Origin of the sequence: Streptomyces sp. NPDC058701 (assembly GCF_042715295.1) — a bacterium.
Classification (GTDB): domain Bacteria; phylum Actinomycetota; class Actinomycetes; order Streptomycetales; family Streptomycetaceae; genus Streptomyces.
The window spans coordinates 32,765-52,011 of the sequence record NZ_JBHXSY010000016.1; the positions used below are offsets into that span (position 1 = coordinate 32,765).

Annotated in this window: 13 protein-coding genes and 1 pseudogene; 11 read left to right on the plus strand and 3 right to left on the minus strand. The window is 72.8% G+C overall.

The window, feature by feature from the left end; genetic code table 11:
* The first annotated feature begins 394 nt into the window (after positions 1-394).
* A complete protein-coding gene (lpdA, locus tag ACFWW8_RS19050; RefSeq protein ID WP_386530226.1) occupies positions 395-1,807 on the plus strand; it encodes a dihydrolipoyl dehydrogenase in 1,413 nt (470 codons plus the stop codon).
* A gap of 145 nt (positions 1,808-1,952) precedes the next feature.
* On the opposite strand, the gene ACFWW8_RS19055 is transcribed toward lpdA, so the two are convergent.
* Positions 1,953-4,289 (minus strand): MMPL family transporter, encoded by a 2,337-nt coding sequence (locus ACFWW8_RS19055; protein WP_386530124.1) that lies wholly within the window; start codon positions 4,287-4,289, stop codon positions 1,953-1,955.
* 251 nt (positions 4,290-4,540) lie between these two features.
* Between ACFWW8_RS19055 and ACFWW8_RS19060 the strand changes: the two genes are divergently transcribed.
* Together ACFWW8_RS19060 and ACFWW8_RS19065 are read left to right on the plus strand one after the other, a co-directional pair.
* Positions 4,541-5,794: a sensor histidine kinase gene (locus tag ACFWW8_RS19060; RefSeq protein ID WP_386530125.1), complete on the plus strand. Its 1,254-nt coding sequence runs from the start codon at positions 4,541-4,543 to the stop codon at positions 5,792-5,794.
* Entirely contained in the window at positions 5,791-6,537 is a 747-nt protein-coding gene (locus ACFWW8_RS19065; protein ID WP_386530126.1) for a response regulator, read from the plus strand. The genes ACFWW8_RS19060 and ACFWW8_RS19065 overlap by 4 nt, the downstream gene beginning before the upstream one ends.
* 362 nt (positions 6,538-6,899) lie before the next feature.
* Here the strand turns inward: ACFWW8_RS19065 and ACFWW8_RS19070 are convergent.
* Positions 6,900-7,461 (minus strand): annotated as a pseudogene (locus tag ACFWW8_RS19070) (transposase); the annotation flags it as partial.
* Between the two features lie 384 nt (positions 7,462-7,845).
* Between ACFWW8_RS19070 and ACFWW8_RS19075 the strand changes: the two are divergent.
* The 3 genes from ACFWW8_RS19075 to ACFWW8_RS19085 are packed head-to-tail and all read left to right on the plus strand — an operon-like array spanning position 7,846 to position 10,594.
* Entirely contained in the window at positions 7,846-8,496 is a 651-nt protein-coding gene (locus tag ACFWW8_RS19075) for a phenylalanine--tRNA ligase beta subunit-related protein (RefSeq protein ID WP_386530127.1), read from the plus strand.
* Positions 8,493-9,173 carry a hypothetical protein gene (locus ACFWW8_RS19080; RefSeq protein WP_386530128.1) on the plus strand — a complete coding sequence of 227 codons (681 nt, stop codon included), beginning with the start codon at positions 8,493-8,495 and terminating at the stop codon, positions 9,171-9,173. The genes ACFWW8_RS19075 and ACFWW8_RS19080 overlap by 4 nt, the downstream gene beginning before the upstream one ends.
* A 59-nt stretch (positions 9,174-9,232) precedes the next feature.
* Positions 9,233-10,594: a hypothetical protein gene (locus ACFWW8_RS19085; protein WP_386530129.1), complete on the plus strand. Its 1,362-nt coding sequence runs from the start codon at positions 9,233-9,235 to the stop codon at positions 10,592-10,594.
* A gap of 45 nt (positions 10,595-10,639) precedes the next feature.
* On the opposite strand, the gene ACFWW8_RS19090 is transcribed toward ACFWW8_RS19085, so the two are convergent.
* Complete coding sequence (locus tag ACFWW8_RS19090; protein WP_386530130.1) at positions 10,640-12,028, minus strand: PLP-dependent aminotransferase family protein; 1,389 nt, start codon at positions 12,026-12,028, stop codon at positions 10,640-10,642.
* A gap of 125 nt (positions 12,029-12,153) precedes the next feature.
* Between ACFWW8_RS19090 and ACFWW8_RS19095 the strand changes: the two genes are divergently transcribed.
* The 5 genes from ACFWW8_RS19095 to ACFWW8_RS19115 form a co-directional block, all read left to right on the plus strand.
* A complete protein-coding gene (locus tag ACFWW8_RS19095) occupies positions 12,154-12,663 on the plus strand; it encodes a hypothetical protein (RefSeq protein ID WP_386530131.1) in 510 nt (169 codons plus the stop codon).
* A 130-nt stretch (positions 12,664-12,793) separates the two neighbouring features.
* A complete protein-coding gene (locus ACFWW8_RS19100; RefSeq protein ID WP_386530132.1) occupies positions 12,794-14,071 on the plus strand; it encodes an acetyl-CoA carboxylase biotin carboxylase subunit family protein in 1,278 nt (425 codons plus the stop codon).
* Entirely contained in the window at positions 14,068-15,327 is a 1,260-nt protein-coding gene (locus tag ACFWW8_RS19105) for an MFS transporter (RefSeq protein ID WP_386530133.1), read from the plus strand. Before ACFWW8_RS19100 ends, ACFWW8_RS19105 begins: the two co-directional genes overlap by 4 nt.
* A gap of 6 nt (positions 15,328-15,333) precedes the next feature.
* Positions 15,334-18,564, plus strand: a complete 3,231-nt coding sequence (locus tag ACFWW8_RS19110) for an amidohydrolase family protein (protein ID WP_386530134.1) — start codon at positions 15,334-15,336, stop codon at positions 18,562-18,564.
* A gap of 8 nt (positions 18,565-18,572) precedes the next feature.
* Positions 18,573-19,247, plus strand: a 675-nt coding sequence (locus ACFWW8_RS19115) for a chorismate mutase (RefSeq protein WP_386530227.1), incomplete at its 3' end; no start/stop codon positions are given.

Consider the following 19,247-nt stretch of genomic DNA (forward strand, 5'->3'; position numbering starts at 1 on the left):
GAGCCTCCCGATCCCAGTCCGTCGGCGCGGAGTGCCTCCGCTCCTCTTTCCGACAGGCTAGAACGGTGAGATATAGGGATAAACCGCCGTTCGGGTTGCCGTCCGCCCGGGTCCGCGGCGCCGAGCGGACGGCGAGAGCGTCCCCACCTCTATTGGTGGGATCGCGTATTCAACGCCTGGGACACACCGAACCCGGAGGCCGTCACCCGTTTCAAGAACCCGGCACGCGTGTCACCGACGTCCCGGGACAACACATCTAGAACCCATGCGCAGCCGACGGGTCCCCTCCCATGGAGGTCTTGACACACCACGATGATCTCTGTGGCGGCGGGCGCGACGGAGCGGAACAATCCACCACGGAATGAGTAACGCAGCCGAGGAAGAGGAACGCCCCATGGTGGAGCAGGACGAGCGTTTCGATGTCGTCGTACTTGGCGCCGGCCCCGGCGGCTATGTCGCCGCAGTGCGCGCCGCCCAGCTGGGAAAACGCGTCGCCGTCGTGGAGGAGAAGTACTGGGGCGGCGTCTGTCTGAACGTGGGCTGCATCCCGACCAAGGCCCTCCTGCGCAACGCCGAACTCGCGCACATCTTCACCCGTGAGGCGAAGACGTTCGGGATCAAGGTCGACGGACAGGTCTCCTTTGACTACGGCGAGGCCTACCGTCGCAGCCGTAAGGTCGCCGACGGCCGCGTCAAGGGAGTCCACTTCCTGATGAAGAAGAACAAGATCGTTGAGTATGACGGCCGCGGAACCTTCCTCGACCCGCACACGCTCCAGGTGACCGGTTACGACGGGGAGACCCGCACCATCGGTTTCGAGCACTGCATCATCGCCACCGGCGCCACGCCCCGGCTGTTGCCCGGCACCAAGCGCAGCGCCCGGGTGGTGACGTACGAGGAGCAGATCCTCGCCGAGGAGCTGCCGCAGTCCATCGTCATCGCGGGGGCCGGCGCGATCGGCATCGAGTTCGCCTACGTCCTGCACAACTACGGCGTGAAAGTCACCATCGTCGAGTTCTTGGACCGGATGGCGCCGCTGGAGGACGCCGAGGTCTCCGCCGAACTGGCCAAGCAGTATCGGCGACTGGGCATCGACGTGCTCACCTCGACCCGTGTCGAGTCCATCGACGAGTCCGGCCCGCAGGTCCGGATCACGGTCACCGGCAAGGACGGCTCCCAGCAGGTCCTGGAGGCCGACAAGGTCCTCCAGGCCATCGGCTTCGCCCCGAACGTCACGGGCTACGGCCTGGAGAACACCGGCGTGACGGTCACCGAGCGCGGCGCCGTCGACGTGGACGGTCGCTGCCGCACCTCCGTCCCGCACATCTACGCCATCGGCGACGTCACCGCCAAGCTTATGCTCGCGCACGCGGCCGAGTCCATGGGAATCATCGCCGCCGAGACCCTCGCCGGCGCGGAAACCATGGAACTCGACTACGCAATGATTCCGCGCGCCACCTTCTGCCAACCCCAGATCGCCAGCTTCGGCTACACCGAGGCCCAGGCCCGCGACCTCGGGCACGACGTCAGGGTCGCCAAGTTCCCCTTCACCGCCAACGGCAAGTCGCACGGTCTCGGCGACACCACCGGTTTCGTCAAACTGATCAGCGACGCCAGGTACGGCGAACTGCTCGGCGGCCACCTCATCGGCCCCGATGTCACCGAGCTGCTGCCCGAGCTGACCCTGGCCCAGCAGTGGGACCTCACCGTGCACGAGGTCGCCCGCAACGTCCACGCCCACCCCACCCTGAGCGAAGCCGTCAAGGAGGCCGTGCACGGCCTGGCCGGACATATGATCAACATGTGAGGCACCGGCGGCGGGGCCGTCCACCGGGACGGCCGGGCGCGGGTCGCGGGGCCCGTTCTGCGGACGGCGTCGTCGGCGGTCTACCGGGCCGGCCCCCCGCGTCCTCGCGCACCGGCTCCTGGAGCAGGGCCGGCGCGCGGCGCGTTCAGTGGACGGATACGCGGTCCCCGTTATGCCGGGCGTCGGCCGGCGGCTCGCTGCGCCGGCGGCCTGGGGCACGGCCGGGGCGGACGGGCCACCAGGTGCTACGGCCCAGGAGCGCGGCGAGCGCCGGCACCAGCACTATGGAGAGGACGAACGCGGAGAGCATGATGCCGAGCCCCGTCGCGAAGCCGATCTGCTGGGTGGAAGGCGCCGAGTTGACGGCGAGGCTGCCAAAGGAGGCGGCGAGGACCACCCCCGCCGTGGCGATGGCGGGGGCGGTGTGCCGCACGGCGCGGGCGACGGCGGCGCGGGCCGGCCCGGGGCGCTCCATCTCCTCTCGGATGCGGTCGCTGATCAGGATGTTGTAGTCGGTGCCGAGGGCCACGACGAAGAGGAACAGCACCAGTGGCAGGACGAAGTTGACGCCCGGCTGGTCGAGCAGGTGCTGGAAGAAGAGCGCGGAGGCGCCGAGCGTGGCGGCGAAGCCGAGGCCGACGGCGACCATGAGGATGACCGGCGCGACCAGACTGCGCAGCAGCACGAGCAGGATGAGGGTGATCAGCACGGCGGCGACCGGGAACACGATCCTGAGGTCGTGGCCCACGGCAGTGGAGATGTCCGCGAAGATCGCCGCCGTACCGCCGACATGGGCTTGCAGTCCCGGGGGCGTGTGGGCGGCGACGGTCTCGCGCAGGGGGCCGGAGACGAGGTCGCGGGCCTGCTGGGACTGGCTGTCCACGGTGAGATAGAGGTCGATGCGGGCGGCGTCGGCCTCCTCGTTGAGGGTGACCCCGCCGACCTGGCCGACGCCTTCGACCTCAGCGAGGGCCGCGGGCAGCGTGCCCACGGCCTCGGCGGTGAGGGCGCCGCCGTCCCGGGCCGTGACGTAGACGGTGGCCGGGTCGGACACCCCGGCGGGCAGCGCGCGGGAGATCTCGGCGGAGGTGGTGGCGGCCGGGGTGTCGTGGGACCCCGCGCTCTGGCCGAAGTCCATCCGCAGTCCGGCCAGCCCGCCCGCCAGTGCGCCGAGCAGGGCGACGGAGGCCAGGACGAGCGTGAGCGGGCGGCGGGCGACCAGGCTGCCGAGACGGGCGGCCGTGCCGGGGCGTGGCTCGCGGCTGAGGTGGCGGGAGGGCCAGAACATCTTCCGGCCGGCGACCGCGAGCAGCGCGGGCATCACGGTGAGGCTGGCGAGCAGCATGACGAGCACCGAGACCGCGATGGCGGGACCAAGCACCCGGAACTGCCCGAAGGTCGCGACGCCGAGGGTGGCGAAAGCGGCGACGATGGTGAGTGCGGCGGAGGTGATCGCGGTGCCGACCCGCGCGCTGACCTCGGCCGATACGGTGCGCGCAGGTACGTCGGGGCGGGTTCGCAGCTCCTCGCGGAAACGGAAGAGGAGGAAGAGGAAGTAATCGACGCCGATGCCGATCAGCACGACGCCGATCATGCTGGGGGTGGAGGTGTCGAGCGCGGTGCCGGTGAGCATGGCGGCGCCTACGACCACACCCGCGGCCGCGCCGCCGATGATGGCGACCGCGAACAGCGGGACGAAGGCGGCGAGCGCGCTGCGGAACACCAGGACGTTGATCAGTACGATCAGGCCCGTCATCAGCAGTCCGACGATCAGCTGGGTGGTCTTCTCGGCTTCGGCGGTGTCCACGAGGTCGGCCAGGCCGCCGGTGAAGCCGGTGCGCATCCCGGCCTCGGCGAACACGTCCTTCGCCTGGTCGCGGAAGGCGCGGTAGAGGTCGTGCAGCCGGGGGTCCGTCGAGTTGCCGGTGAGCTGGACGGAGAGCAGCTCGAAGCCGCCGCCGGGCGCAGTCATGGCGGGGCTGACCTTCGGAGTCTGGGAGTAGTCCTGGGTCAGGAAGTCCGGGAGCTCCTCACCCTCCTCGGGTTCGGGCATCGCCACGTGCCGGCTGCCCAGTTGTCCGGCGAGGGCGCCGATCCGCAGATGGTCGGCGTCCGTGAGCGGCTCGCCGTCGGCGCGGGCGACGAGCACGGTCACGGCGTTGGCGTCGGGCTTCACCCCGAAGCGGTCCTCGGCGATTTCCAGGGCGGTGGCGGATTCGTACTCGGCGGGCAGGAAGTCGCCGCTCTGCGTCTGGGTGACGCGGAAGATCAGCGCCTGGCCGAGCACAGAAAGGAAGATGCCCAGTACCGCCCACAGGGCGATGACCTTCCAGGGATTGCGGGTGGAGAACCCGGTCAGGGCGCGGATCACATCGTCCTCCGGCAGTGGGTGGGCGGCCGGGTCCTCCCGGCCGGTGTCCAGCTCATCAGCGCGGACGGCCCGGATCGTCCGGAGATGGGACGAGAAGGCGGCTGGGAGCACGGGCGGGGTGCGGCCGCCGGCCAGGACCCTGGTCCTGGTCCGGGATCGGTCCGGGGACCCGGGCCAGGAGCCGGCTCCGGTGTCAGAATGGCTCGTGAGACTACGGTCGTGCCGCACCGGCGGCAGCGGCCGGGGGGAGGACGACCATGCCGACGACGAGCCCTGTTTCCGGGGCTTCCAGGGCCCCGGAGGCCCTGAAGTCCCTGGAGGATCCAGGGGGTCCGCCGGCTCCGACGGCATCGGGGACTGCAGTGGGCTCCGGCACGACCGGAGCGCCACCACGCGGCGACGCGCTGCCGTGGACGCGCAACGACGCGCTGGTCGCGGTCGGGGCGGCGGTGGTGGACCTGATCGGTTTCACGCTCACCATCCATGACGAGCAGGGGACGGTTCCCGCGGCGGGGTGTGTGCTCCTGGTGGTGTCCGCGCTGCCGCTGCTGGTGCGCCGCCGCATGCCGGTCCCGGCGCTCGCGGCCGTCTTGGTCCTCGGCCTGGTGCTGAATCTGAACATGCCGGTGGGCCAGCATTTCAACACCACGGTCGTGGTGGCCCTCTACACGGTCGTACGGTCCTGCGGACCGGTCGTGTCGGCTCTGTCGACGCTCATGTCCGTCGCGGCACCGCTGGCCGCGCAGACGTCGTGGCCGCCGAGGATCGTCGACGTGGTGGGCAACGGCGCCGCCGGGGCGATCGTGGTCGTCACCGCGACCGTGGTCAGCCGATGGCAGCGGGACATCGAGGCCAACCGCCAGTTGCTCGCGGACCGCGCGGTGGCCGAGGAACGGCGCCGCATCGCGAGGGAGTTGCACGACATCGTGGCGCACCACATCACCACCATGCAGCTGATGGCCGGAGGCGCCCGGGCCAACCTCGCGCGCGACCCGGAGGTGGTCAGGGAGGCCCTGGTCACGCTGGAGGGATCGGGACGAATGGCCTTGCGCGAGATGCGGCAGCTGCTGGACGTACTGCGTGCCGGGGACGAGACGGAGGAGGCGCCGACCGCCCCGCAGCCAGGGGTCGGGGACCTGGGCCGGATCGTCGACGAGTCGTGCCGGGCCGGCCTGCCCACCGCGCTCGACGTGCGGGGTGAGGAACGCCCGCTGCCGCCGAGCGTGGGCCTGACCGTGTTCCGCATCGTGCAGGAGGCGTTGACCAACGCGCGCAAGTACGCGGGTGGAGCGCGGGCGACCGTACGGCTGGCGTACGGGCCCGACGCGGTGGCCGTGGACGTGTCGGACGACGGTGGGGGCGAGGGTGGCAGTCTCGCCGGGGCCGGGGCCGGAAGCGCATCAGGAGCCGGTTCCGGGGCTCACGGGTCCGGAGCCGGGCCCGGCGGGGCCGGGGCCGCGGCGCGTTCGGGCGCGGGCCCGGGGTACGGCTTGATCGGGATGCGGGAGCGGGTCGCACTGCACGGCGGGACGCTCGTGACCGGCCCGCTGGACGGCGGTGGTTTCCGGGTGTCGGCCTCGCTGCCGCTCAAGGCCGACGAGGCGGCGCTGCGATGAGCCGCACGCAGCAGGACGCGACCGCCGGACCGGCGGAAGAACCGGCGGAGGGGCCTGCCGGCGAACCGGTGGGCGGCCGGCCCATCAGGGTGCTGATCGCTGACGACCAGCCGCTGGTGCGTCGCGGTCTGGCGCTCATCCTCGGGCCCGACCCGGCCTTCGAGGTGGTAGGCGAAGCCGGCGATGGGGCGCAGGCGGTGGACCTCGCGCACCGGCTGCAACCCGACGTCGTCGTGATGGACATCCGGATGCCGGTGCTGGACGGGGTCGCCGCGACCGGGCGGCTGGCGTGCGAGTTGCCCGGGTGCCGGGTGCTGGCGCTGAGCACCTTCGACATGGACGAGTACGTGGTGGCCGCGCTGCGGGCGGGCGCCTACGGGTTCCTGCCCAAGGACATCTCACCGGAGGAGCTGGTGGCCGCGGTGCGGGTGGTGCACACCGGGGAGGCCGCCGTCGCGCCACGGCTGCTGACCCGGCTGATCTCCACGTACGTACGGGCCCCACAGCGCCCGCGCCCGCCGGCCGCGCGATGGGGCGAGCTCACGCCGCGCGAGCTGGAGGTGTGGCGGCTGATGGCCTCGGGCCTCGACAACGCCGCGATCGCCCGGTCCATGGACATCAGCGTGTCGACCGTGAAGAACCACATCACCAGCGTCTTCGGCAAGCTCGGCGTGCGCGACCGCGCCCAGGCCGTCATCGCCGCGTACGAGACGGGCCTGGTCGAGGCGGGCGGCCGGGGGTAGCGGCCGGCCGCCGTACCGCCGGGGTCGCACCCGGCGGCACCCGCCGGCGGGCCGGTGGCCCCGCAGGACGCACCGGCGGCAGGCCCGGCGGGAAGGCGGTGGTCAGCCGCGCGGCACGGCCGTCCCCGGCACCCGGGGCGGCTGAGGAGCTGATATCGGCTGAATGCGACCGGGAAACGTGGACCGGGTGACGCGTTCGTCAGCAGGCATGGAGTGACCTTACGGACGATGCCGAGCGTCACGGCATCGCGTCCCTCAGGGACTCATTGTGACCTGTCAGCTGTGCAGGACTCCGGTGCGGGCGGCGATGCCTCGGAGTTCAGGTGAAGTAGAGGGCGCGCCGTTCCGTGGTGGGGAGTGCCGACCCATCTGTGGCGGCCGAGCCGTTGTGAGGACTCGATGCCTCTGCGGGCGATGCGGTGTTTGATGCCGCGTCCGCGTGCCCATCGTCGCAGGTGGGCGTAGTCGTAGCCGCTGTCCGCGTGGAGCTTGCCGGGCTTGCGTCGTCGGCGTCCGCGGCGTGAGCGGATGGGCGGTATGCCGCGGACGAGGGGCTCCCCCGATCGACAGGATTCGGACCTGTCAGATCCCCCTTTTCACGGCCCGCATGCTCACCGAGTCGATCGCGCAGCGGGACCAGTCGAGCTCGCCGCGGGCGCCGAGTTCGTCGAGGACCGGGCGGTGGAGCTTGACCCGGACCCGGACCTCGCTCCACTCGGTGAACCGTCGGTGGGCTGTCGCCCCCGAGGGGCCGAACGACGCCGTGGGCAACTGCTGCCAGGTACCACCCGACGTGGCCACGAACACGATCGCGGCTAGTACTTCACGGTCGCCGTGCCGGCGCCGCGCACCGCCCTGAGGCCGCGACGGCGTCTCCGGCACCACCCGTTGGAACAGCACCCCCCACCATGACCAACAGTCCACCCACGAACGCTAAATGAGATGATTTAGCAGTGATTCAGGGTGAAGGTGCCGAGCAGCAGCTGGATCGCCGCCATCGGTCCACCTCCCGGGAGCCGGCCCTGACGGACACCGAGGGACTGGAGGCGGGAGCGGATGGTGCCTCGGATCCTCGACATGATCCTGCTGTTGCGGCGCCGCGAGGACGTCAGCGGAGAGTCCGTCCTGCCGTGGGACGACCGCAACGAACGTGTCGTGCGGGTACGCACGCACTGAACCGGTGGTCGGATACGTCCACATACCAAGACTGGTACGGACCACGGTGCCCGGAGTGGCCTTGGGTGGGCTCCGTCAGGCTGTTGGAATGATCACGCGAAGTACGCGCGGCAAGTGAATCGGGAGAACCTTTTGAAAGCCCCAGCACTGAGCGCAGGCCGTAGGCCGTCCGGATCGGCTGAAACGACCCGCTTCTGCGCCGTCGCGGCAGCGGTCGACCCCGCGGCCCTCGGCGCGCTGCTCGACGAGCGGCGTCGGCAACTGGCGCGACGGCCCGACGTCGAGATCGTGTTCGCGCGCGCGGCCGAGGTAGCGCGGGTCTACGCCCGGTGGTTCGAGGCCCAGGGCCACACCTGTCCGCTGCCCGGCCAGATCGCCGCGGCCCGGAGCAAGGGCCTGCCCTCGATCATGCCGACTATCGACACGCTGCTGTACGCGGAGCTGACCACCGGCGTACTGATGGGCGCCCAGGACGCAGACGCCATCGACGGCGAACTGCGCTTCGACTGGGCGCGCGAGGGCGAGTCCTTCACCGGGTTCCGCTCCACCGTCACCTGTGTCCGCGACGAGCCCGTGGTACGGGACGCGACGGCGATCGTGGCCTCGGTGCTCCAAGGCCCCGACCGCCGCACCAGCGTCACCAAGAACTCCCGGCACCTGGTCTTCACGGTGTACGACGCCCCCGGGCTGCCCGTCGAGGCGTTCGACGCGGGGGTGGGCGTGCTGCGCGAACTCCTCACGGCGGCCGGCTCCGAGCCCGAGGTACTGGCGGTACTCCTGTGACTGGTTTCAGCGTGGCCGAGTGCGAGCGGCTCTCCCAGGACCCGCTGCCCAGCCGCCACCAGCGCCGCATCCTCATATCCGCCGGCCCGGACGGCGCCGGACCGGCCGGCCTCCAGCGGGCCGCGGCCCGCTGGCAGCGCCAGTACGTCGGCGGGGTCTACGTGCGCGTACCGGGCGACGCCGCCCGGCAGAGCGCCACCGTCTCCGAGTTCACGGCCGCCGGGTGCACCCTGCAGGCCATCCACTTCTACCGGCCCGCGGACGTCCCCACGCTGTCCTTACTGGCACGGCACATCGACGCGCTGCCCCTGGACGCGGAGTTCGACCCGCTCCGGGCGGCGGAGCTGGTGCTGCTCGGAGCGACCGACGTGGTCGGCCTCTACCCGCAGCGGGACATGGACGCGGCACGTTCCGCGGCCGCGTACGTCAACAGCCGGCTCGGCGAGGGCGCCCTGGCGCTACCCCTGGTGACCCGGGTGCCGGGAAGCATGGTCACGGCCGGGGGGCCGCAGGGGCCCGCGGCCCCGGGCCGGGCCGCGCTGGAGGACCACTTCGCCGACTCGGCGCGGGCCCTTGCGGCCGAGGCCGAGAGCCGGCTGGAGGTCTTCGACGCGCTGGACCACCTGCCGGGCGGCGGGGACGCCCTGCCCTTCTCGGCGGCCCTCGCCGACACATGACCGGGCGCACCACCGGCCACACCGTTTGAAGCGTCACCAGCGATCCGGGGGGAACCGAGATGCGCACCACGACCACCGCCACCACTACGACGACCTTACGCGCCGTACTCGATTTCGACCTGGCCGACTACGTCCGCCACGCCCGCGCCGAGGGCCGCGACCACCTCGACCCCGAACTGCGCGCCTGGATGGCCGAGGCCTACGAGGACATCGTCGTACTTCTGGCCCTGGACCGCGACCGGCTCACCCGCCAGGAGCGGGCCGTGCTCCGCTTCGCCGAGCTCGTCTTCCAGGCGGAATGGAAACTGGCCCTCCCCGGCGGCGAGAGCCCCCAGGAGGTCGCCGCCCGCGGCGGCGGCCCCCTGGACCGGCGCGGCAAGCGCTACCAGCCCTACGGCAACGTCCGTTTCCTCAACCACGTCCTCGGCACCCGCGCCCACGCCCCCGACGGCGCCGTCGAGCGGGCCTGCTGGCAGGCGATCCGCGCCACCGCCGCAGGCTGGCGGGCGTACGAACAGCGCACCGTCGAGGGCACCGAGAAGTGGGCCCAGGACGCCCTGCCCAGCGCCGCGCAGCTCGCGGAGCGCATTGCACGGCTCGGCTCGCTGGTCTCGCTGACCGCCGGGCGCGCTCCCGCGCTGCGGCCCGCCTCCGCCGAACCGCCCCGCCACTGGCAGGACTATCTGCTCCCGCACGGCCGCGCCGACATCCTGGAGCACCTGGCCGTCCTCCCGCAAACCACCCAGCACGACGAGGTCACCTTCATACGGGTGATCCACCTCGTCGAGGCCACCACCTGGGGCGTGCTCGCCCGGGTGATGTCCGCCGCCGAATGGCTGCGTGCCGGGCAGTGGGAGTACGCCACCGAGTGCCTGGAACGCGCCGCGACCATGGCCGCCGCGCAGACCGAGGCGCTGCTCGTGATGCGCAGGACCATGCCCGTCGAGCACTTCCACGGCTTCCGGGAGGCCACCGGCGACGCCAGCGCCGTTCAGGCCTTTCCCACCCAGCTGCTCCACATCCACCTGCTCGGAGTACACCCCGAGAAGGTCGAGGCACTCGGCGAGGCTACCGAGAACTCCTACGTACTGATGCACCAGAACCCGGACTTCGAGCCGTTGCGGGACCTGCTGCGCTGGGTGCCCGACGAGGAGTCCGGACAGCGGGTACTGGACGCGGCCTACCGCCTCGACCAGGAACTCTTCGCCTGGCGGAAGGTCCACTACGGGGTGGCGTTGCGCTACCTCTCACCGGAGGCCACGGGCTCGGGCGGCACCTCCGGCGCCCCGTACCTGCGCGGCTTCTACCAGGACCGGCTGTTCGACGCCGACCGCACGCTGCTGCCGCAGCACCGCACGGTGGGGACGGCCGTGCTCGACCCCTGGATCCGGGCCCGCTCCGCGCTGTCCCCCTTCAACTGACCGGAAGGGAAACACCGTTCGGCCGGGGAGGCGTATCGTGCGGGATCACTCCTCGTACGCCTCCCCGATGCGCCGGATCGCCTCCGAGATGCTCGACCGCCCCAAGGCCGTGTACCCGAGGACCAGACCGGGCAGGGCGGTGCCCGGCCGGTCGTAGAACACCCGGCTGCCCTTGACCAGGACGGACTGCCGCAGCGCCCGGGCCACCAGCCGCTCCTCGTCCGCGCTCTCCGGCAGCGTCGCGAACACGTGCAGCCCGGCGACCGGACCCACCAGCGTCGCGGCCGGCAGGTACTGCTCCACGGCCTGCATCAGGGTCCCGTGCTGCGCCCGGTAGCGCGTCCGCATCCTGCGCAGGTGACCGTCGAGCAGGCCGCTGCGCAGGAAGTCCGCGAACGCCAGCTGCATCAGTCCGTCGCCGCCCAGGTCCCGCCTGACCCGGACCATCTCCATCAGCCGCGTCAGCTCGGGCGGCAGCACCAGCCACCCCAGCCGCAGACCGGGCGCGAGGAGCTTGCTCGCCGTACCGGCGTAGATGACCCGCTCGGGGCTCACGGGCTGCATGGCGAGGTGGCGGCCTCGGTGGTCCAGCCACAGCCCGCCGTCGTAGTCGTCCTCGATGATCCAGCCGCCGGTGTCCTGTGCCCAGCGCACCAGCTCCTGCTTGCGCTGCTGGGACATGGGGATGCCCAGGGGGAACTGGTGCGAGGGCGTGACCAGCACGGCCCGCACCCCGCTGGCATAGAGCGGTTCGATCTCCAGGCCCTCCGCCCCCACCGGCACCGCCACCGTCCGGATGCCGTTCTCCTCGATGAACTGGCGCTGCCGGTCGTGGCTAGGGTCCTCGACCGCCAGCCGGTCCACGCCCAGTTCGACCAGGGCCGCGCAGATCAGCCCCAGACCGTGGGCGAACCCGCCCGTCACCATGGTGTTGTCGGGGTGCCCCAGCACACCGCGCACCCGGCCGAGGTAGGAGATCAGTTCCGTGCGCAGCTGGTCGACACCGAGCAGCGGCGGATAGCCGAGCCCCTGATAGCGGGCCGACTCCACCGCCCGCTGGTAGGAACTCGTCCACTCGCGGTGCGGGAAGGTCGCCGCGTTCGGCGTACCCGGCAGCAGGTTGAACCGGGCCGGGGGCACCGCCCGGTCCACCAGCACCACCGGCTTCCTGATCCGGTTGTCGGCATGGGCCGCCACCCGCGTCCCCGACCCGCGCACCGACTCCAGCAGCCCCTCCCCGGTGAGCTTCTCGTACGCCTCCACCACCACGCTCCGGGACACCTGGAGGTCCTGGGCGAGTTGACGGCTGGACGGCAGCCGGGAATGGGGCGCCAGCCGGCCCTGTTCCACCTGGCGGCGCAGCTGGTCCGCGATCTGGGCGCCCAGTGGCTCGGGTCCGTCACGACGGACCTCTAATACGACGTGCCACGTCATGGAATCCCCCTGCTCAAGCGTGTGTTGCGTCAGCCGCGAACTTACAGGTGGATTGCGATTGGTCCGGTTCCGAGCCGTTCAACTGGTCTGGTGTGCTGTTACCCGTATTCGCAGACTGTGTTCTTGTGACAGCCCGCGAACTGACGACGACCTGGCCGGACCTGCTCCATTCCCTGCCGGACGGGCGGGACCTGCCGGTGGCCGAAACCTCCTGGGCCAGGGAACAGGTGATGACCGGCGGGGCAACCTCCGAGCAACTGGCTTCGCTGCTCGTCGCGTTGCGCGGCAAGGGAGGCCGCCGAAGTGCGCGGCTTCGTGGACGCGATGCGCGCCCACGCCGTGCCCCCTGGACGTGCGGCCCCACGGTCGACGTGGTCGGCACCGGCGGCGACCGTGCCCGTACGGTCAACATCTCCACCATGGCCGCAGACGTGGCCGCCGCGGCCGGGGCGCGCGCCGTCAAGCACGGCAACCGCGCCGCGCAGGCCGCCGTATGGGACCCACGGGTGGCCGGTCTCCCCTTCACCGAGTGGATCGGGGGTCGGCTGGAGCGGGCTGCCGAGGCCGTCGACTCCGGCGCGGCCACCACCCTGACCGGGCGCTGGGCCGAGGTCTCGGCCACGTTCGTGCCCTGACCCTGCGACCCCGTTCCCGAACCCGTAGCCGTTCCTCCGCTTGCTCTGCGCTCCGCGTACGCCGCGACGACCGATCGTCGCACGGCCCGCGGCGCGCAGCCGTTCCCGAACCTAACCGAAAGGTGCCCCGATGCCTTCCCCGTCGCCGTTCCCGCCCTCGTCGGACGCCCCCGGCCCCGACGTCCGTCCGCTGCTGATCCTGATCAGCCCCATGGACCAGGAGACCCGCGGCCACCTGCTGGAATCCGTGGCGCACGAGCACCGGATCTGGCTGTTCTCCGACCGGGAGCCCGGCTGGGAGGCCCCGTTCATCACCGGGCACACCCTCGTCGACACCCTGGACGCCGAGGGCATGACCCGCCACGCCGGTCCCGTCGGCGCGGACGCGATCCTGTGCTGGGACGAGACGCGCATCCTGCCGGCTGCCCGGGTGGCCCGAGCCCTCGGTCTGCCCGGGCTCACCCCGGAGGCGGTACTGACCTGTCGCGACAAGCACCTGACCCGTCTCGCGGTGGCCGCGGCCGGCGGCCCCCAGGCCCGCTCCACCGCCGTGTCCACGCTGGACGAGGCGTACGCGGCGGCCGCTCGGACGGGCTACCCCGTCGTGGTCAAGCCACGCGCGCTGGTCGGCAGCACGGGCACCCGGATGGCCCGCACGCCCGAGGAACTCGCCGCGATCTTCCCCGGCATCCGCGGGACCACCATGGTCGAGGTACGCGAGCGCTTCGAGCAGCCCGTCCTCGTGGAGGAGTACCTCGACGGTCCCGAGATCAGCGTCGACGCCCTGATCTGGGACGGTGAGGTCACCCCGCTCTTCGTGGCCCGCAAGGAGCTGAGCCCGCCGCCCAACTTCGAAGAGGTGGGCCACGGCGTCGACGCCGCCGACCCGCTGCTCGCCGACCCCGAACTGCTGCGGGCGCTGACCACCGTGCACGCAGCCGTCGGCATCACCCGCGGCTGGACGCACTCGGAGTGGCGCCTCACCGCCGGCGGCCCGGCTCTGGTCGAGGTCAACGCGCGCAGCGGCGGCGACTTCATCTCCTACCTAGGTCTGCTGGCCACCGGATGGAACGCCGGCCTCGCCGCCGCCTCCCTGGCGCTGGGCAAGCAGCCCGAACAGGGCGCCGCCCGGCACGGCGCAGCCGCCGTCCGCTTCCTCTACCCCGAGGTGGAGACCGTCGTGGGCCGGGTCACCATCGACCGGGACCGGCTCCCCGCCGCCATCGAGATCGCCCGGGTCGTCGCCCGGCCCGGTCACGTCCTGGAACTCCCGCCCGCCTCGCACACCGGCCGCTACGCCATGCTGGTGGCCGCCGCCGACACGGCGAACGCCTGCCGGGCGGCCCTGGACGCGGCCGAGGACGCCGTACGCCTCGAAGCGGCTGCCCCGGTCACCGCAGCGCGATGAGCGTGGACGAGGGCACTCGGAACGCCGCCGGGATGGAAGCGGTGGGCATCGCGCGCACCTGGCGCGAAGCCCCCCTGCCCGTCAAGGCGGTGATCGCCGGGATCATGGTGAACCGCCTGGGCGGCTTCCTCCAGGTGTTCCTGGTGCTCTACATGGTGGCGGGCGGCTTCCCCGTGGTGCGGGCGGGGTTCGCCCTCGCCGCACACGGCGCCGGCGCGGTCGCCGGGATCCTCCTGGGCGGCTGGCTCGTCGCCCGGATCGGCGTCCGGGCCTCGATCGTCTCCTCGATGACCATCAACGCCGTCCTCACCGCAGCCCTGCTATATGCCCACTCCTACCCGGTACTGCTGCTGCTCGCCGCAGGCACCGGCGCGGCGAGCCAGGTCTACCGGCCCGCCTCTGCGGAGCTGGTCAGCCGCCTGACCAGCGAGCAGCGCCGCGTGATGGTCTTCGCCATGTACCGGCTCGCCACCAACGTCGGCACCACCGCCGCCCCGCTGATCGGGGCGCTGCTCGTCGCCCACTCGTACGCCCTGCTCTTCTGGGCGGAGGCGGCAGCGGCCCTGGGCGTCGCCGTGCTCGCGCAGCGGCTGCTCCCGCGCGACCGGCCCCCGCGCCATACGGCCGCCGCGTCGGCGCGGCCGCGGGGGACCGGCACCACCGGATACCGGGCCGTGCTGCGCGACCGGGGCTTCGTCCTGTTCCTGCTGGCCATCCTGGGCTTCTCCGCCGTCTACACCCAATACCTGTCGACGTTGCCGCTCGCCGTGCGCGCCCACGGCTTCGACATCTTCGTCTACGGCGTGCTCGTCGCGGTCAACGGGGCCATCGTGATCCTCTGTGAACTGTTGGTCACCCGGCAGGTACAGCGCTGGCCCGCCCGAGTGACGAGTATCGCCGGGATCCTGGCCGTCGGCGCGGGCCTGACGGCCTACGCCCTGCCGCTGGGCCTCGCCGGACTGGTGCTCGCCACCGTGGTGTGGTCCGTCGGCGAGATCATCGGCTCCCCGACGATGACCGCCTACCCCGCGCTGGCCGCGCCGCCGGAGAACCGCAGCCAGTACCTCGGCGCCTCGCAGGCGATGTTCGGCGTCGGCTCCGCCGTGGGTCCCGCCGCCGGGGTCGCCGCGTGGGCCTTGATGGGCGACGCCGTCTGGCTGCTGTGCGGGGCCGTCGCGGTGCTCGCGGCGCTCGCCGCCCACTTCGGGATGCCGGCCTCGCCGCGCCGTGGATCCCCCTCGGACAAGGAGAGTTGAGAGAACGTGTCACCGGTTCCCCGCAGAGGTTTCCTCACGGCGACCTCAGGAACGGCCCTGACCGGAGCGCTGCTCCTCGACGGGTTCGCCGCCCCGCCCGCCCGGGCCGAGGCGCCGTCGCCCGATCCCGTACCGCCGGCCCCGGCCGCCGCGGAGGCCGGCGAGCAGGTGTCCCTGCGCTTCACGGACGCCACCAACGGCGCCGCTACCGCGACCGCCGGCGGGAACCGGGTCGTCGCCGAGGTGCAGGGCGTCCTGTGGGCGGTGCCCCGGGACGGCTCGGCCGCCACCGCGCTGACCCCGCCGGACCTGGAGCCGAACCGGCCTGTCTTCTCGCCCGACGGCCGCCAGGTCGCCATGAGCGCCTACCGGGACGGGGCTTTCCACATCTGGCTGATGCGGGCGGACGGTTCCGGTCTGCGCAGGCTCACCGACGGCCCCTGGGACGACCGGGCGCCCGCCTGGTCCCCGGACGGCCGCACCCTCGCCTTCTGCTCCGAGCGCGGCGGCGACCCCGTCGCCGGCGCCCCGTACCGCATCTGGACCGTGTCCGTGCGCGACGGCGCCCTGACGCAGGTGACCGGCCTTCCCGGCCAGGACGGGCCCGGACAGGACCACCCGTGGGAGGACTTCGACCCGGCGTGGACCGCCGACGGCTCCCGGCTGCTGTTCGTCCGCGCGGGCTGGACCGCTCCCGTGCTGATGGCCCGTACGCTCGTGTCCGCCGCGGCCGACGGGAGCGGGGCGCGCGTCGAACACACCGCCGCCGAGGGTAATCTGCTGGCTCCCGCCGTCTCCCCGGCGGGGCGCACCGTGTGGCTGCGGAGCACACCCGGGCCACCGAAGACCGAGGCGATGGCCCTGTTCGTGGACGGCCGTCAGGTGGCGCTGGACGCCGAACTCGCGCCCGCCCCGCCGCGCTGGATCGACGACGAGCAACTGCTGCTGACCGTCGGCGGCCGCTTTCGGGTGATCCGCCCGCACCGCGACGACCGGGGGCACGAGATCGCCCTCGACGCAACCCTCCGGGTCCGCCGGCCCCGCTACACGGTCAAGGAGTACGCGCTGGAGGCCGAGACCTCCCGCCCGGTGCGCGGCATCCACCAGCCGAGTCTGTCCCCGGACGGGCGCGGCATCGCCTTCGCCGCGCTGAACGCGCTGTGGGTGGTGGGCGTCTCTGGCGGCTCTCCGCGCAAGATTCTGCAGAGCCCGCCCACCGCTTACGTCCAGGGCCCGGTGTGGTCCCCTGACGGCCGCGCGCTGATCTGGACCGACGACCGGGATGGGCTGGGCGCGGTGCGCCGCCGCGAGCTCGACGGGGGAGCGGAGAGGGTCCTCGCCCCCGGCGGCCGCGTCCACGGGGTGCCCTCGCCGGATGGGACCCGGCTGGCCTGCCTGGACATGGCGGGCAACCTGCTGGTGCGGGAGCTTTCGACCGGTGCCGAGCGGGTGCTGGCCACCCCGCTGGGCGGCGGCGGGCTCCCGGGCCGGCCGAGCTGGTCGCCCGACGGCCGCTACCTCGCCCTCTGCGACCGCAACCGGCTCAACTTCCGCTTCCGCGAAGGCCACAACCTCATCCGTGTCGTCGACACGCACACCGGCGCGGCCCGCCTGTACGGCCTGGCCCCGCACGTGTCCCTGTCCGACCGGTACGCCTCGGGGCCCGTCTGGTCCCCGGACGGGCGGGCGATGGCCTGCGTCAGCGAGTCCGCGCTGTGGCTGCTTCCGGTGGGCCCCGACGGCGCCCCTGCGGGCGAGGCCCGCCTCCTGACGGAGGAGCCGGCCGACCACCCGTCCTGGTCGGGGGACTCCCGGACGCTGCTCTACCAGTCCAGCGGCCGGCTGCGGCTGCTCGGCGTCGACGCCGCGGGCGCGCCCGCCGGAGCCCCGCGCACCGTGCCGGTGTCGCTGACTTACAGGCGTCCCACCCCTGTCGACACGGTGGTGCACGCCGGACTGCTGTGGGACGGCACCGGCTCCGCGCCGCGCGCCGACGTGGACGTGCTCATCAGCGGCGGCCGGATCACCGCCGTCGAACCGCACCGTCCGGGCCGCGCCGCCGTCCGTACCGTGGACGCCTCCGCGCGTACGGTCCTGCCCGGCCTGTGGGACTCGCACGTGCACCCCTGGCAGTACACCTACGGCGCCCGCCAGGGCGCCCTCCAGCTCGCGTACGGCATCACCACGGCCGTCTCCCTCGGAGGCTTCGCCTACGAACAGGCTCGGCTGCGCGAGGACATCGCCGCGGGCCTGCTGGCGGCGCCCCGGCTGCTGGCCACGGGGGAACTGCTCGACGGCTCGCGCGTGGGCTACAGCATGGGCCGCGCGCACCGCACCGACGAGGGCTTCGCCCGTTCCCTGGCCCGCGCGGACGCGCTGGACTGGGACTTCGTCAAGACGTACGTGCGCGCCCCCTACCGGCAGATGGCCGCTGCCGCCCGCCACGCGCACGAGCGGCTGGGCGTGCTGAGCGGTACGCACCTGTGCGCCGCCGGGATCCAGTCCGGGATGGACCTCACCACGCACCTGTTGTCGACCGACCGCGCCGAGTACGGGCACGGCGCGAGCGCCGAGGGCCACACCCACCAGGACACCCTGGAGATCTACAACCGAGGTCGCTTCGACCTGATCGCCACCCCGTTCACCGCGATGGCGCTGATCGGCGCGCACCCGGAGGTGGCGCAGGACCCGCGGGTGACGGCGATGATGCCGCCCTGGGACGTCTCCGTCGTCCAGGGGCTGGCCTCCCGGCCGCCGACGGACGGTGAAATGGCCGTACTGGAACGCGAGGTCGACGCCTACCGGCGGGTGGCGTGCGGAGGCGGCCGGCTGGTGCTGGGCACCGACGCGCCGCTGTCCCCGGTCGGGCTGCACCTGCACATGGCCATGCGAGCCCTGCACCGGTACGGGCTCTCGCCGGCCGAGGTACTGACCACGGCCACCCTGTCGCCCGCCCGGGTCTTCGGGGCGGACCGGCACCTGGGCACGGTCGAGCGGGGGAAGCTGGCGGACCTCACGCTGGTCGACGGTGACCCCTTCGAGGACTTCGCCTCCCTCATCCGTACGGTCGGTGTCGTTCGGGGCGGGGTCCTGCACGAACGGGCCGCGCTGGAAGGGGCCTTCGGCGGTCCGCGGGCGAGCCGGGCGGCCGCCCCTGCGGCGCCTGCGGGCGGCTGGTCGGCGGTCACCGAGCAGATGGTCAAGGACGGCTGCTGCGAGGACCACCGCGTGAATTGACGGCGCCCATGCCGAGCACCGGGCCCCAGACCCTGATCGAGATCCGCTCACTGATCGACGCGCTCGACGGGGATCTGGTCGACCTCCTCGCCCGGCGCCCGCGGCTGGTGCGGGCGGCGGCGGCCTTAAGGGCCGACGGACGGGCCGTACGCGCCCCCGACCGCGCGGAGCGGGTGATTGCGGCCGCCCGGGCCGGGCCGAGCCTGCGGGGCTGGCCCCGGAGGTCGCGGACGCTGCGCCGGCACGGCTTCACGCCGCAGCGTCACGCCCGCCGCTCATCCACGCGGTGTCCGGCCGGTGCGGCTGGTCGCATGTGGTCTCCGCGGTGGCGAGAACTCAGGGCGTACACGACCTCGCCGGCGACCGGTAGCGCGGCACGGAGCCGGACCGTCTCCGGGTGCGGGGCCGATCCAGGTCAACCCCTTCGTGCACACCCCTGGTTGTACAGGGTCGCCCTCCCTGGGGGCAGCCGGTTTCAACCCGTGGAGGGGCGCGGGCGGATGCCGCACGGCCGTAGATTCGCCGGTGCCGGTCCACCGGCCGGCGCCGGCCCCTCCCCCGGGGCCCGCCGCGGGGGCGGGGCCCGGCGGGGGGGGGGCCGGGCCCGCGGGCGCCCGCCCCCCCCCCCCGTGGGGTTTAAAAAACTGACGCGGCCGACGGAAGGGGGGGGGTTTATATCGGGG